Here is a 13,303-nt window from a genome sequence, read left to right on the forward strand (position 1 = left end):
CAATGCAGCATATATTAGAAACTACGCATGTACTGAAAAACAACTCAGTACGCACTCCTCCATCCTCCTTTGGTGGATTTATTTACGCGGCAATCCACTTGCCGCGTTTTTTTTGCCTGTCGATTATGGCCCGGTCAAACGCTCCAGAAACATCGCATCCCCATAGCTGAAAAAACGGTAACGCCGGGCGACCGCATGCCGATACGCCGCCATGATCCGCTCATATCCGGAAAAGGCCGCCACCAGCATCAGCAGGGTGGATTCCGGCAGATGAAAGTTGGTCACCAGGGCATCCACACTGCGGAACCGGTAACCCGGGGTGATGAACAGCCGGGTATCCCCATAGAACGGCTGTATCTCCCCCTCCCGGGAGGCAGACTCCAGACTGCGTACACTGGTGGTGCCGACCGCCACCACCCGGTTGCCCCGGGCACGCGCCGCACGCACCCGCGCGCACACCTCCGGGCTCACCTCCGCGTACTCGCTGTGCATGACGTGCTCCTCCAAGCGATCGACCCGCACCGGCCGAAAGGTGCCGGCGCCCACATGCAGGGTGACGCAGGCGCGCTCGATCCCCATGGCATCCAGCCGTTGCAGCATGTCATGGTCAAAATGGAGACCCGCGGTGGGTGCCGCCACCGCCCCCTCGCGATCGGAGTAGACGGTCTGGTAGCGCTCCTCATCCAGTGCCTCATCGTCGCGGCAGATATAGGGAGGGAGCGGCATATGTCCTGACCGCCGCATCAGCTCATGGAGATCGGCGTCATGGGAGGCAATGACAAACAGATCCTCCTGCCGCCCCCGGACCTCCAGTTCACCGCCGCCTTCCAGCAGAATGCGGCTGCCCGCCTTGGATGACTTGCTGGCCCTGATATGGGCAAGACCCAGGCCAGGCTCCAGCACCCGCTCGATCAGCAGTTCAACCCGTCCTCCACTCGCCTTGCGGCCGAACAGCCGAGCCCGCATCACCCGGGTATCATTGAACACCAGCAGGTCACCGGCCTGCAGCAGTGAGGGCAGGTCGACAAACAGGCGATCGACCGGCGCCGCGTCGCCGCCCGGCAGATGCAGCAGACGGCTGTCCTGCCGGTTTCCGGTCGGAAACTGGGCAATCAGCTCATCGGGGAGATCGTAGTGGAAGTCGCTTCTCTGCATGGGGGGCGCATATTACCATAGACTGCCATCCCGCCAAGGCTTCTGTGGTGCGCCCTGGAGGGATTGCACTGCCCCATGAAAAGATTATACTACGCGTCTTCGTATGCCGGGGTGGTGAAATTGGTAGACACAGGGGATTCAAAATCCCCCTGGCATGACTGAAAAATGTAATGTAATCAGTTAATTACAGATGATATAAGAAAATATGTAGCGATTATGTAGCACTCTGCCTCGGTGGCGAAATTGGTAGACGCAGCGGATTCAAAATCCGCCGGTGGAAACACTGTGCCGGTTCGACTCCGGCCCGAGGCACCAAATTACTAAAGTACGATCCGTTCTATCGGGTTGAACCATCACTCCAACCGCTCCACGCGGTTCACCTTGCTGCCATCCTTGCCGGTCAGGCCATACGCCTGCAGTCGAAGCGATCCGCTCGGGCTCCTCATGTCCCGGAAGAGGCAGAAGAAGCTGCGGCCTATCGCCGGCATGTAGTCGTATTGCACGCGGATGGTGTAGCCGTCCTCCCATGTGATCGTCGGGATCACATGGGCGGTGATGCCCGCCGCGCTATCTGGATGCAATGAGACGTGCGCCAGGGCTTCACAATGCCATTCAGCCGTGTGCATCGTCAGCTTGTCGGGCTGGTAGGCGGCGACCAGGGCGGGGAGCGTGAGCAGTAGCAGGGTGATGATCTTCGGCATGTTGGTGCCCTCCTTGATTCCAGTCTATCTATACGGCAGGCAAAAAGAACCCCCGCCACAGGGCAGGGGTTCAGTGCCGATGACTTCGGCAGGGGAAGGAGTCACCCCCGCCCGGCGCATCAGCAGGCCTTACCGGCGGCGATCACGGGGAGCCACCCCAAACCGCCGGTAAATTTCACATCTCCTTATTGGCCAGCACGGCCAGCGCACCCAAGCTGCTGCGCTGCGGTGCCTGGATCGGTTGCGGTCGATAGACGGCATGCTGGGCAATGAATCGATCCAGCTCGGTATCATGCCGGTGAGGGCCAAGCCCAAGCCGCTGATTGGCGAAGGCTGCCACGCTGCCGCCGGTCCCTATGACGGTCTCGACCTCCTCGTCAGTTAGTGGTGTGATCTTCACGGCATCACCTCGATACTTCCGCACTGAACGCCGGCGGCATAGAGCGGCGAACCCTGCAGCCGGTCGAACTGTTCGCGAGTGACGTGATTGACTGTCCCGTACCCCTTCAGCGCGACGCCAGCGGCAACGAGCGGGGTCTGCTCCTCGCTGTATCGGATGGCGATAGTCTCGGGGGCGGCCGTCTCAGGCTCCAGGGTGATAACCACAGGGGCCGCGATGAGTTCAGCCAGGCGGGCCGCTTCGGCCTGCTCGGCCAGCAGCGCGGCGCGGTGGGCGGTGTACCGCTTGTGGCGGGCCGCATCGATGATGCCGGCGAACGCGTCCAGGGTGGCCAGGGTCAAGCGGTCATGGTATGGCTTGCTGAAGTTGAACAGCCCGGCCTCGACGCGCCCCGAGGCCATCAGCAAGCACGCCTGCAGGGCATCGTACCGCCGGCTGTCGGTGTAGCCGCGGGCCGCGTCGATGAACACGTCGAGCAGCACAGCGCCATCACCGGCCTTAACGCTTGGATGCACGATGCTGGCGGTAAACTGTTGGATCTTGAGCGGTGCGGCGGTGCGGGTAGCCTCGTCGGCCTGCTCGATCATGTTGTCGATCATGTCCACAAGGGCGCGGCGTTGGGCATCGTCGCACAGCTGGCCGGCCAGTTCATCGCGGCGCTGTGCGGCTGCCCGGTGCAGGGCTCGGCGCTTCTCGTCGAGCTGTGCGGCTGCGGTCTGGAATTCATTGATTAGGGTTTTCATGGGGTCGTGCTCCTTGTTGTTGGTGGGTTGGGTAATCACAACAGATCGGCGTAGTTGTAGCAGTGGCCGATGCGGTTGGCCGCTACGCCTGCCACGCTGTTTGCAATGTCATCGTGAGCGCCGGGGGCATGGTCGATGCTGTCCTTGCCGCTGCGGGCTGTCCGGCGCTCCAGGCTGCAAAGCTGATTAACGGTCTTGTCGTGGTCGAGTAGTTCGATCTGTCCGGAGTTAATCAGCGGCAACATATCGCGGTAGAGATCGGATCGCGGCTTGGCCGAAAGCTCGTAATTGATACCCTGTTTTTTGAAGGGCTCGCGGCACCATTCGCCGCCGTACCTGTCGCCGGTTACGGTTGAGATCCGATAGCCCTTCAGTAGGGTGCAAAAATCAGTCACCACGGCTTCAGGGGAGAACGGCGGTTTTACCTCCCGCACCGCGTCGACCACGGTGATCGTTTGCCTGTCCCTGTGCTCATCGTGGGCAATGGCAAGAGTCATGCTGTCCACTGAACCCCCGCTCGGATCAACAAAGGCGCGGTATCGGTTCATCGAAAGGTGGGGAAGCTCATACCGGCCAGGCACCACACAGGCGTCCACAGCCTCACGGGTTACAAATGCTTCAAGATCGCTGCGAAAGTAGGCCATGTACTCGGCCAGGGCTGCGGCCTGATCGCGCTCCATTGCTGCAGCCACAACTCGGGGCGGTAGCTTGGGATTCATGGTCATGCTGTCCGCTTGGGCCACAAGGACCGAAGCATCATCCTTGCCGAAAAAGCGGCGATAGTTTTCCCACAGTTCACCGCGCTTTGCGTAGGGGCTGGACAGTGCGATCAGCTTGCCGTCGAGCGTTGCCATGGCCGGGCGTAGCGCGTTGATAATTTCATAGTCAGGGTTGGCGCTGTCTTCGCTACGCCAGAATGCAATTTCATCAGCGATAACGGCGGCCAGGGTGTAGCCGCGGACACTGCGAAATGAGGCGGTCGAGATTTCGATCACGGTTCGATTGCTAAGCTCGATTGTCTCCTTGTCCTCGCGCACGATCAGCCGCTCTAACATCGGGTTGGAGTGCAGCAGGCCGGAGACATACCGGAAGACGGCGCGGGCCTGTTTTCTGTCAGCGGCCAAGACCATCACGGTTGCAGCTTCGCCCGGTGATAGCCGGTCGGTGTAGTCATGGAGCGCGGCAAGGAACACGGCAAGGAGCGCCGCGTTCTGGGACTTACCGCCTCGGCGGCCCACGACAAGCCAAAGCTCCTGCATGGCTTGTCGTGGGCTGTCAGCGCGTCGGGTGATTGATTCAAAGAGGCGCTGCTCTGCGCGGTTCAACTCCAGACCGAAGAAACCGCACAAGAGGGCTCTCCACCCGTCCCAGCTCGGACCAGCAAACATGCCGCCGAATAGCTGGGGGTCGGTGGTCACATCGCGGATGGTGATCGGGCTCATTGCTGCGGGGATCCCTGCTTGGCCTTGAGGTATTCGCCAAGGGTCGGCACGTCGCGGGCCACTCGATGCAGGCCAAGCTTTGCGTAGAGCCCTTGGATCGAGTTAGCGGCCTGGGTATAGCGGCCTACGTCAAAGGCGGCATTGTCGCCACGGGCAAGGGCCGCTTCCTGAACCCGGATCCAGTGCTCCAGCCATAACACGCGCTCGCACAAGCTGCGCTGCTGGTAGCTCAAGGAGTCAGCGCCGCCAAGGTCGCAGGTCAGCTCTTGGAACCGCTCGCGCATCTCCTGGGCGATCCCGGTTCGACCGTCCAGCGCGGCAATGAAGCCCGGTTCAAATTTCGCCGGTACTCTATCGGCCTTCTTCTTCCTGCCGGTCTTTAGTTTGCTGTCCATTTAATCGCCGCCTATTTGCTGGGTTGATTGCTACCTATTTGCTACAAGTTTAGGCGTCGCCAGCTACGGGCCGCAATGACACGGGACTTTGAACGAATAGCACGGGGATAATATATCCCTCATGTTTGCCCACCGCCGCCGTGTTTCTGCTAGATGGCAAGAGGGTACGAGGGTAATTTTTGCGTCTGTTCGAGCGAGCCTTCCCGCCTGGTAGCCGGTGCGTTCTTTCCGATGATTTGCCTGCGGGGGGCTTCTATCGGCTGTTCGACTGTTTTGGACAGGCAGGACAGGCAGGACAGGCGCTTCTGTACTCCAGCTAAATACTTTTTAACTAATTATTAAAATAGAGTATGGAAAAAAGGTATAGGGGGTTTATAGAACCGGGTGTCCTGCCTGTCCTGCCTGTCCAGATTGCACAAAAAACCCGCCGTAGCGGGTGTGTGGCGGTGGTTATGCTGGAAGTGTGGGGGCGGTGTTCATTATGCCTCCTGTTGCTGTAGGAACTCACTAGCCGCCTTCGCGATCTGATCTGCAATGGCTTTGGGTGAGCTGGTCTTTACCTGGTCAGGCGATAAGGCCGCCGGATTCACGATCACCACACTGTCTTTCATCCCCATGGACAAAGAGATCCGCTTGCCGGCGTTCACCATCCCGGCCCGCTCGATAGCCTTAGTCAAATGGGCTTCGTTTCCGATCGCCATGCCGACGAAATGCCGGATATTGCTGCGCCCGGCGACATCTCCCGGCCATGTCTCCTTGAACTCCATCACTGCCTTATCGGTCTCGCTCATCATCGAGCCCAGGGCGCGGCGCTTTGCATCGCTCATCGGTGCATGTTCGCCCGGGTTGAAGTCGGATAGATCGACCTGCTCCAAATACCGGCGAACCGATCCGATAAAGTGCGGCTGATCCACAAGGTCATAAAGCCAAGCGTAATACTCCGGGTTTTGCCGCTGGGTCGGATTCTCGATCACGATCACGCGCCGGTCGTTGTTCTCGAAAGGGAGCGCATCGTAATGGTTGGAGAACATCAGCCAGCGGCAGCAGTTCTTTTCGACTGTCTGCAAGCCGTACTTGGTGTCTATGTGGCGGTGCTCCTCGGTGATCAGGCTCTTGAGGCGCTCGCCTCGCAAGTGCCGATTCTCGCCCAGGCCCTCGCGCGTCTCGTCCACCACGGCAAGCAGTTTTTGAGACAGACGACCGTTAAACTTGTTGTCCAGGATCGGCCCGAGTGAGATCCCCGCGGCGACGTACCCACGCAAGACGCGAACCATCACAGAGCCTAGAAGGTTGCGCCCGATCCCCGTCTGCTCGGTGATCATCAGGTAGCAGGTATGGGGCAGCTCTGCGGGGTGTTGGACAATATGAGCCAGCCATTGAATGAGGCGGCGGCGCTCGGCCTCCACCGGCACCAGATAGGCAATGTGCTGCTCGAACGGGGCCGCCCATTCCGGCCAGTTCTCCGGCGCTGCGAGGGGCCGCAATCCCCGCCAGATGTTGAAGGCGCGAGTATTCCCGTTGACCACTTCCGGCGGCTTGCAGATCTGGGGCTCGCCAGGAACCCAGGCCAATACATCGACTGAGACGCGGTCCGGCGATTCCATCCAGATCTTGAGGGCGGAGCCTTCTTTCTCCTTCCCGGCGTCAGTGGTCCGGCGGTGTTTACTCGCGGCGAACGTACCCGCTGCAGCGTCCTTTTTTCTGACTCGCCCGGTCACGCTATGGACCACCCCGCCGTTGTCCTCGATATAAACCAACTCCCGGCGCATCTCCTCCAGCGTCATCACGGTTGGGATGGGCAGCTCGTCGACCTCTTCGCCGATCCGCGCATTCTCTGTGACCTGTGCGGCGCGGCGCTCGGCCTCAAGCTGTGTTTGCACGGGTCGTACGGCATCCATCCCGCCTGCCATTTGGATCAGCGTACCCATTCCGATATTGGTCGGCGGGCTGCTGCGGTAGTGGCTCCAGCGTGCGTCTACCGTGTCATCCGTCTTGCCAGTGTAGGGCAGGCGGTCGGACCACTCGCGCCAGGCTTCGAGCCCTTCATCAGATCCGCCCGTGGCGTTATAGACCGCCATGCCGATGCGGTTCCACCGCTCCCAGTCCGGCCCGTTGTTGTCGATCAACCTTAACGCGGCGCGTACCTGGTCAATGCCTCCGCTGGCCCGCTTTGGCAGCAGGGCGAGCGGATCGCTCGGACCGATGCGCGGCTGGGCCGCCGGCGGCCCGGTGAACTCCAGCTGCTCGACACCGGGCAGCACGTCCAGCCGGGTGCCCGGCACGTGGATCACCTCGTAGGCCACGCCAGCCACGCGCCCCACATAGAACGCTTGGGACGCGGTGAACGACTCCCCGGCCAGTACGCCACCCAGCACCGTGTTCAGCTTGCCTAGCAGCTCGTGGCGCTCGGGGATAGTGTGGGCTTGGGCGAACGGCGCAATGACGCGCCACCGGTTGCCCTTGATGCCGTGGCTGGGTGTGGTAACGATGACCGCCTCGATGTCCATCATCTGCAACAGAGTGGCCGCCGTGGTCGGGGCCATCTCGCCCGCGTCATAATCGCCAATCGCGCCGGTCGCCTCCAGGATGTTGGCATCATGGCGCAAGCTGTTTTTAGCGGTCCGGCGTTCGCCGTAACGGTTCATCGAGATGAGCGGGCAGGCATCCTTATTGGGGTACACCGGCAGACCCCGGATCCATTCAGCCATGCCGCCCATAGACGTGGCGTATTCGGTAGCGGTCGATCCGCTGAGATTGGGGAATAGGGTAAACGTCAGCGGGTTATTCATAGCAGTCGCCCTCTACCCAGGCGAACATCCTTGCCGTGATGAGCCTGGATGCCGATCAATATGCGCAAGGCGATTTTGAAGAAGCCGTAACGGATCGCCTCATCGGTTGCCGCCTCCATCTTCTCCCAGGCCGCGATGAACTCAGCCGCCGCTAGCGCGGCCACAGTTGTTCGGTATGTGACGGGCCGCCGGCGGCCCGTCAGAAATGAATAAGCCATATCCGCCCGATAGTAGCTGTCTAATTGACTAGGCGGACAATTCGGAATACGCTTACCGGGCAGTTTATAGAAGTTATCTTCGCCCCCGTTGCCCGATGCCGCCAAGCTCCCGGGCCGGGGGTTTCTCATTTTATCATCCATGTCATTCTGCTCCCTCGCTGGTGGACTGCTTCGCGTTCTCTTCGATCCAGGCCAGCACATCATCGGCACGGTACCGAACATGGCGCCCCAGCTTAACGAAGCGCGGGCCTTCGCCTGCCCAGCGGGCGCGCTCGCACCATGCCGTGCTTTTGTTCAGGTAGGCAGCAAGATCCTTCTGAGTGAGAAGGCGCGGGAGTGAAACAACAGCCTCGGGGGGAACGGTGTTCCCGGTGGGGGTGGTATGGGTTTGCATATCGGATTCTCCGCTGTTCGTGATTGACAGGGGTAGAATCCGATTTGTTCGGGGTAAGTGGCGGGATTAAACCTCCCTGGTTTAATCCCTATCTTTTTTATCGGATCGTTCGCTCTGCATTTGGACAGCGGCGAAAGTTGATAGCAATGTTTGCTGCATCTTTTCAAGATCGGGAAGTATGAGTGGACGACATGCCGCTTCTGCCCACACCTTGGGATCGTACCCATCTGTTTTAAGCTCTTTGATCGCAAGCTTGCGGTATTTCTCCGCTGTCGATATTTCGATTCCTTCATCAGCTGCAACAGCCGCGGCGGCTTCTGTGTAGCTCTTAGCCCTGCCTGTGCGCTTGAGTCTCTCCATGCTCAAGAAGATTCGGATCCGCTGGTTTTTCTGATCATCTGTCAGTGGCGGTCTTCCGCCGACTGGATCCGATAAGCCAAAAGCCCGTTTTGGCTCTACACCATCGATCATCTGCGAAAGACACTCCCCCAGCCATACGCCAACATCAGGATTTAGCGGTATCCCCCGCTTCAATGAATCGGCAGCGTACTTCAATAGGAAGTCAGCGGCGGAAATATCCCCTTTCTCAGCATCGTCTACAGTCTCCTTCACGCCCGCTTCCTCCCGCGGATAGCAGTTACCTTGCCCCTCGGTTGCGTCAGCATCCCGTGGAGCTTCTGCAGGGCGTCCAGCTTCTCGTCGAAGAAGTCGTGATGCTGGTAGTGGCGCTGCTGGATGCCGCCCATCCCGTGGCTGAGAAGATGCGCCAGAACGTCAGAGCTCACGCTGTAGGGCTTGGCGATCAACCGTGTCTCGATGGTGGCGCGGATGGCGCCGGCGGTGAAGGGTTCGCCCTCCAGCTCTCCGGCTTCCTGCATCGCCGCGCAGATCCCTTTGGTCTGGTCATTGAAGTACGCCATATGAACCGGGGACAGTCCGCCATCACAGGAAAAGACGTACTCCCCGCCGCCGGTGATCTTGTCGATGGCCTCCAGGGCCTCGGGGAGCAGGGGCACCACATGGCGCCGCGGCTTTGCCCTCCTCCCCTTCCGGTCCCATATCGTCAGGGACGGGGCATCGCGATCAATGTCGGCCAGGGTGACGCGCGCGAGCTGCTGCTGGCGCTGGCCGCCGGTCAGGACGTGGAGCAGGGCCAAGGAGCGCTTGGGCTCGGGTAGCCCTTGGACGTGCTTCCAGTAGGCCCGGAACTCTGCCAGCGATAACGCCCGGTCTTTGGCGTTGCTGGAGCCCTTCACCTTCCGCATGTCTCGGGCCGGGTTGGAGGTTATTCCCAGCTTTCGCATGGACGCGGGCATATTCACATCACCCCGGGCGTTTATCGCCTCAGAAAAGGCGGTCCGAATATAGCTGCGGACCTTGTCGGCCTGCCGGGGTTTCCCATCGTCTTTCAGACTCCCGACGATATCCATGCAATCGTCCAGCGTGATCGTGTTGGCTGGCTTCTTCCACAGTTTCGGGAAGGCGGTTTCTATGTCCTTGCTGATCGCGTTGCTCACTGCCTTGGCGGAAACTTTGCCCTGCTGCTCCAGCAGCTCCACATAGGCTTCGAGCAGATCGCCAAAGGTCGAGCCGGCGGCCTTCCCTTCTTTCTTCCGTGTCGGGTCTTGCCCCAGCTCCAGCATGGAAGCGATCCGCTTGGCCTCCTTACGGGCTGTCTCGGCAGTGATGCGCCCCAGCTTCCCGATGGTGATCTTCTTGGCCCTGCCGTTCAGCCGGCCCTGGTAGAAGAAGGAGCGAGACCCGCCGGGAGACACTCGGACCCCAAACCCCGTGATGTCCTTGTCCCAGTAAATCGCCTGCACACCCTCAACCGGCTGCAGCCTCTCAACGGTCGTTTTGCTCAGTTTCAACTTGCCCATGCTTAGTCCCTCGGGTTGAATATGTAGCAAATAGGTAGCAGCCTTGATGAAACAGCCGCGTACACATTAGGGACTAATCATAGATAAGTTACTGAAAAATAGCAATTGTTAGTGCTACTTAAAAATAGTTCAGGATTAACTATAGGGATTCAAAATCCCCCGGGGGCAACCCCTTGTCGGTTCGAGTCCGACCCTCGGTACCAGTCGCAAAAACCCGCTGGGGAACATCCCTCAGCGGGTTTTTTCATGTCCAGGAGTCTGTCGGACTTAACGCTGATATGGCACCGGTGAACCCGGTCGCCGGCGGATGACTGTCGGGTGGTTCACAAAATGCGGCAGTACCGGCAATAATGCTCAATTAATTGGCAACGCGGCCGATGCAGTGCTATGCCGGGCCTGTCACGCGCGGCAGTCAAAAAAATACAATGCCGAAAGGCCTGGTAGGAGTATTACGCAATTGTTCTAAATTCGCGGTGGCGGGGCTGGCACCTTCTGTCGAGGGACGCCGTTAACCCATCCATGGGGGCTCGCTGCCGCCATCCCTGGCGGCAGACGCCCTCGACAGAAGGCACCAGCCCCTCCGAACAAACGTGTAATGCTCCCGGCCTGGTTCCCGCTTTTGTTCAATGAGTTACAGGTAGTCCCGCTGTTCCAGGCAAGCGTTCGACAGGGCCGTCTTGTGCCCGAAACTTCCCCTGCGGCATTGATCGAACAACTAATAATGAGAGGGGCCAAAGCCCAAGAGAGAGGATGAGATAGCGATGACAGATCACCGTTCTGACAAGTTCAGTACCCTTTCCCGGCGTGGATTCATAAAGCTGGGGGCCGCCTCGGTGGCCGCGGCCGGTTCCCCCCTGTTCTTTATCAAGGACGCCTGGGCCGAGAACGCGGTCGGCAACTATCCGGTCAGGGGCAGCAGTGTGAAGTTCGGCTTCAACTACCCGCAGAGCGGTGCCTACGCCGACGAGGGGACCGATGAGGGGCGTGCCTACAAACTGGCCGTCCAGCACATCAACAACGGCGGCGGCATGCTCAACACCCTGCAACCGCTTGCGCTAAAGGGCAACGGGGTGCTGGGGAAAAAAGTCGAATATGTGATTGGCGATACCCAATCCAGCCCGGGGCCGGCGCGCACCAGTGCGCGCCGCATGATCGAGCAGGACGGCGTCATCATGTTCTCCGGCGGCTCCTCCAGCGCGGTGGCCATCGCCCAGCAATACCTGGCCCAGGAGAAAGGGGTCATCTTTATGTGCGGGCTGACCCACTCCAACGACACCACGGGCAAGGACCGGCGCCGCTACGGCTTCCGGCACTTCTTCAACGCCTACATGAGCGGCAAGGCGCTGGCGCCGGTACTGGCACGGAATTACGGCAAGGACCGGCGTGCCTTCCACCTGACCGCCGACTACTCCTGGGGACGCACCCAGTACGCCTCGATGAAGGAGTTCACCGAGCAGGAGGGCTGGACCACGGTGAACAACATCATGACGCCGCTGGGATCGAACGACTTCTCCATGTTCATCACCGCCATCCTCAACTCCGACGCCGATGTGCTGATCCTCAACCACTACGGCAAGGACATGGTGAACTCCCTGTCCCAGGCGGTGGAGTTCGGCCTGCGCGATCTGCAGAAGAATGGCAAGAACATCGAGGTGGTGGTGCCCCTGTTCAGCCGGGTGATGGCCAAGGGTGCCGGGGCCGCCAATATCGACGGCGTGTACGGCACCACCGGCTGGAACTGGACCCTGCAGGACCCGGGCTCACAGGCCTTCGTGAAGAGCTTCACCAAGGCGTACGGTTTCCCGCCGTCACAGGCCGCCCACACCTGCTATGTGCAGACCCTGCTGTACGCCAACGCCTGCGAGAAGGCGGGCACCTTCTATCCGCCCGAGGTGATCAAGTCCCTGGAAAACTCACGCTACGCCGGCATCGGTCCGGGACAGACCTTCTACCGGGGAGAAGATCATCAGTGCTTCAAGGACATGCTGGTGATGAAGGGCAATGGACCGGACAGCATGACCGGCCAGTATGACCTGCTGAAGACCGTGGAACAGGTGAAGGGCGAGGATACCCTCTACGACCACGCCACCTTCAGCGGCGAACTGGGCCCCTACCTGCCCGCCTGACGGAACCAAATCGTTGCCGCCCGGTAAGTCGGGCGGCGACTGCTCGACAGATGTGTGAAACCGCGTTACTACCGGGAGGCAGGCCTGATGTAAACACACCCCCGGATGAAGCCTTGAAAGCCGGCGATCCGCCACCATTATCCTATTTTTAGGAGACCGCCGGACTACCAACCATGAACAGACCCGACCTGCCGCTGATTCTCGAACCCGATGCACTCGAACCGCTACTCGGCAACAGTGACCTGCTGGTGGTGGACCTGACCAAGCCTGCCACCTACGCCGAACTGCACATCCCCGGTGCCGTCTATCTCGATTACGGGCAGATCATCGCCATGCGCAAGCCGACCATGGGCCTGCTACCGGAAACCGCCGAGCTTGAGCGAATCTTCTCTGCCCTGGGTATTGATGATTCGGTGCATGTCGTCGCCTACGACGACGAGGGCGGTGGCAAGGCCGGACGGCTGCTCTGGACCCTGGAGGTGATGGGCCACACCCGTTTCTCGCTGCTGAACGGCGGGCTCCATGCCTGGGCCAATGAGGGTCATCCCCTGGAACAGACCGCGGTAACGCCCAGCCCCAGGCAGTTCCAGGCCCAACCCACCACCGACCCGGTGGCCGATGGGGACTACATCAAACAGCACCTCGGCGAGACCAGTATCGCCCTGCTCGATGCCCGTAGCGCGGACGAGTACAGCGGCGTCAAGAAATATGCGGAAAAGGCCGGACACATCCCCGGCGCCATCAACATGGACTGGCTGCTCGCCCTGGACCAGCAGCGCAACCTGCGTCTCAAGCCAGATGCCGATCTGGAACAGATGCTGACCGATCTCGGCATCCGCAAAGAGCAGGAGGTGATCACCTACTGCCATACCCATCATCGCTCGTCCCTCACCTATGTGATGCTCAAGGCGCTGGGGTTCCCGCGGGTGAAGGGCTATCCGGGCTCCTGGTCGGACTGGGGCAACCGCCCGGATACACCGATCGCCTGAGCACTCGCTCCCGGGACACCTGGGACGGACGCATTTACCTCACCCGGTGATGCCGGTAGTATCCCCCCACT

General features: G+C 60.3%; 13 protein-coding genes and 1 tRNA gene. 3 read left to right on the forward strand and 11 right to left on the reverse strand.

What is annotated here, in order from left to right; translation table 11 throughout:
• Nucleotides 1-123: 123 nt before the first annotated feature.
• Complete coding sequence (gene queA / locus O9K64_RS18125) at nucleotides 124-1,155, reverse strand: tRNA preQ1(34) S-adenosylmethionine ribosyltransferase-isomerase QueA (RefSeq protein ID WP_275099514.1); 1,032 nt, start codon at nucleotides 1,153-1,155, stop codon at nucleotides 124-126.
• A gap of 228 nt (nucleotides 1,156-1,383) precedes the next feature.
• On the opposite strand from queA, the gene O9K64_RS18130 reads away from it, so the two are divergent.
• Nucleotides 1,384-1,470, forward strand: a tRNA-Leu gene (locus O9K64_RS18130).
• A 38-nt stretch (nucleotides 1,471-1,508) separates the two neighbouring features.
• Here O9K64_RS18130 and O9K64_RS18135 read toward each other — a convergent pair.
• The 10 genes from O9K64_RS18135 to O9K64_RS18180 form a co-directional block, all read right to left on the reverse strand.
• Nucleotides 1,509-1,856 carry a hypothetical protein gene (locus tag O9K64_RS18135; RefSeq protein ID WP_275099515.1) on the reverse strand — a complete coding sequence of 116 codons (348 nt, stop codon included), beginning with the start codon at nucleotides 1,854-1,856 and terminating at the stop codon, nucleotides 1,509-1,511.
• Nucleotides 1,857-2,031: 175 nt separating this feature from the next.
• Nucleotides 2,032-2,256, reverse strand: a complete 225-nt coding sequence (locus O9K64_RS18140) for a hypothetical protein (RefSeq protein ID WP_275099516.1) — start codon at nucleotides 2,254-2,256, stop codon at nucleotides 2,032-2,034.
• The gene (locus O9K64_RS18145; protein WP_275099517.1) at nucleotides 2,253-2,999 is read right to left on the reverse strand and encodes a hypothetical protein; all 747 of its coding nucleotides are present in this window, start codon (nucleotides 2,997-2,999) and stop codon (nucleotides 2,253-2,255) included. The genes O9K64_RS18140 and O9K64_RS18145 overlap by 4 nt, the downstream gene beginning before the upstream one ends.
• Before the next feature lie 35 nt (nucleotides 3,000-3,034).
• On the reverse strand, nucleotides 3,035-4,441 hold the full coding sequence (locus O9K64_RS18150; protein ID WP_275099518.1) for a hypothetical protein: 1,407 nt from the start codon (nucleotides 4,439-4,441) through the stop codon (nucleotides 3,035-3,037).
• Nucleotides 4,438-4,836, reverse strand: a complete 399-nt coding sequence (locus O9K64_RS18155) for a hypothetical protein (RefSeq protein WP_275099519.1) — start codon at nucleotides 4,834-4,836, stop codon at nucleotides 4,438-4,440. Before O9K64_RS18155 ends, O9K64_RS18150 begins: the two co-directional genes overlap by 4 nt.
• Nucleotides 4,837-5,315: 479 nt before the next feature.
• Entirely contained in the window at nucleotides 5,316-7,625 is a 2,310-nt protein-coding gene (locus O9K64_RS18160; protein WP_275099520.1) for a DUF5906 domain-containing protein, read from the reverse strand.
• Nucleotides 7,622-7,984 (reverse strand): hypothetical protein, encoded by a 363-nt coding sequence (locus O9K64_RS18165; protein ID WP_275099521.1) that lies wholly within the window; start codon nucleotides 7,982-7,984, stop codon nucleotides 7,622-7,624. The genes O9K64_RS18160 and O9K64_RS18165 overlap by 4 nt, the downstream gene beginning before the upstream one ends.
• A gap of 1 nt (nucleotide 7,985) precedes the next feature.
• Nucleotides 7,986-8,237: a helix-turn-helix transcriptional regulator gene (locus O9K64_RS18170; protein ID WP_275099522.1), complete on the reverse strand. Its 252-nt coding sequence runs from the start codon at nucleotides 8,235-8,237 to the stop codon at nucleotides 7,986-7,988.
• 81 nt (nucleotides 8,238-8,318) lie between these two features.
• Nucleotides 8,319-8,849 (reverse strand): hypothetical protein, encoded by a 531-nt coding sequence (locus O9K64_RS18175; protein WP_275099523.1) that lies wholly within the window; start codon nucleotides 8,847-8,849, stop codon nucleotides 8,319-8,321.
• Nucleotides 8,846-10,117: a tyrosine-type recombinase/integrase gene (locus O9K64_RS18180; RefSeq protein WP_275099524.1), complete on the reverse strand. Its 1,272-nt coding sequence runs from the start codon at nucleotides 10,115-10,117 to the stop codon at nucleotides 8,846-8,848. Before O9K64_RS18180 ends, O9K64_RS18175 begins: the two co-directional genes overlap by 4 nt.
• Nucleotides 10,118-10,878: 761 nt before the next feature.
• Here O9K64_RS18180 and O9K64_RS18185 point away from each other — a divergent pair.
• A complete protein-coding gene (locus O9K64_RS18185) occupies nucleotides 10,879-12,243 on the forward strand; it encodes a substrate-binding protein (RefSeq protein WP_275099525.1) in 1,365 nt (454 codons plus the stop codon).
• A gap of 173 nt (nucleotides 12,244-12,416) precedes the next feature.
• Nucleotides 12,417-13,232, forward strand: a complete 816-nt coding sequence (locus O9K64_RS18190; RefSeq protein ID WP_275099526.1) for a sulfurtransferase — start codon at nucleotides 12,417-12,419, stop codon at nucleotides 13,230-13,232.
• Nucleotides 13,233-13,303 lie beyond the last annotated feature (71 nt).

Origin of the sequence: Sedimenticola hydrogenitrophicus (assembly GCF_029017505.1) — a bacterium.
Taxonomy (GTDB): domain Bacteria; phylum Pseudomonadota; class Gammaproteobacteria; order Chromatiales; family Chromatiaceae; genus Sedimenticola; species Sedimenticola hydrogenitrophicus_A.

Bases quoted from the DNA above. Each gene is read 5' to 3' on its own strand.
- O9K64_RS18185 (WP_275099525.1), top strand. From the start codon at position 10,879: ATGACAGATCACCGTTCTGACAAGTTCAGTACCCTTTCCCGGCGTGGA.
- O9K64_RS18150 (WP_275099518.1), bottom strand. From the start codon at position 4,441: ATGAGCCCGATCACCATCCGCGATGTGACCACCGACCCCCAGCTATTC.
- O9K64_RS18170 (WP_275099522.1), bottom strand. From the start codon at position 8,237: ATGCAAACCCATACCACCCCCACCGGGAACACCGTTCCCCCCGAGGCT.
- O9K64_RS18180 (WP_275099524.1), bottom strand. From the start codon at position 10,117: ATGGGCAAGTTGAAACTGAGCAAAACGACCGTTGAGAGGCTGCAGCCG.
- O9K64_RS18165 (WP_275099521.1), bottom strand. From the start codon at position 7,984: ATGGATGATAAAATGAGAAACCCCCGGCCCGGGAGCTTGGCGGCATCG.
- O9K64_RS18145 (WP_275099517.1), bottom strand. From the start codon at position 2,999: ATGAAAACCCTAATCAATGAATTCCAGACCGCAGCCGCACAGCTCGAC.
- O9K64_RS18155 (WP_275099519.1), bottom strand. From the start codon at position 4,836: ATGGACAGCAAACTAAAGACCGGCAGGAAGAAGAAGGCCGATAGAGTA.
- O9K64_RS18160 (WP_275099520.1), bottom strand. From the start codon at position 7,625: ATGAATAACCCGCTGACGTTTACCCTATTCCCCAATCTCAGCGGATCG.
- queA (WP_275099514.1), bottom strand. From the start codon at position 1,155: ATGCAGAGAAGCGACTTCCACTACGATCTCCCCGATGAGCTGATTGCC.
- O9K64_RS18135 (WP_275099515.1), bottom strand. From the start codon at position 1,856: ATGCCGAAGATCATCACCCTGCTACTGCTCACGCTCCCCGCCCTGGTC.
- O9K64_RS18190 (WP_275099526.1), top strand. From the start codon at position 12,417: ATGAACAGACCCGACCTGCCGCTGATTCTCGAACCCGATGCACTCGAA.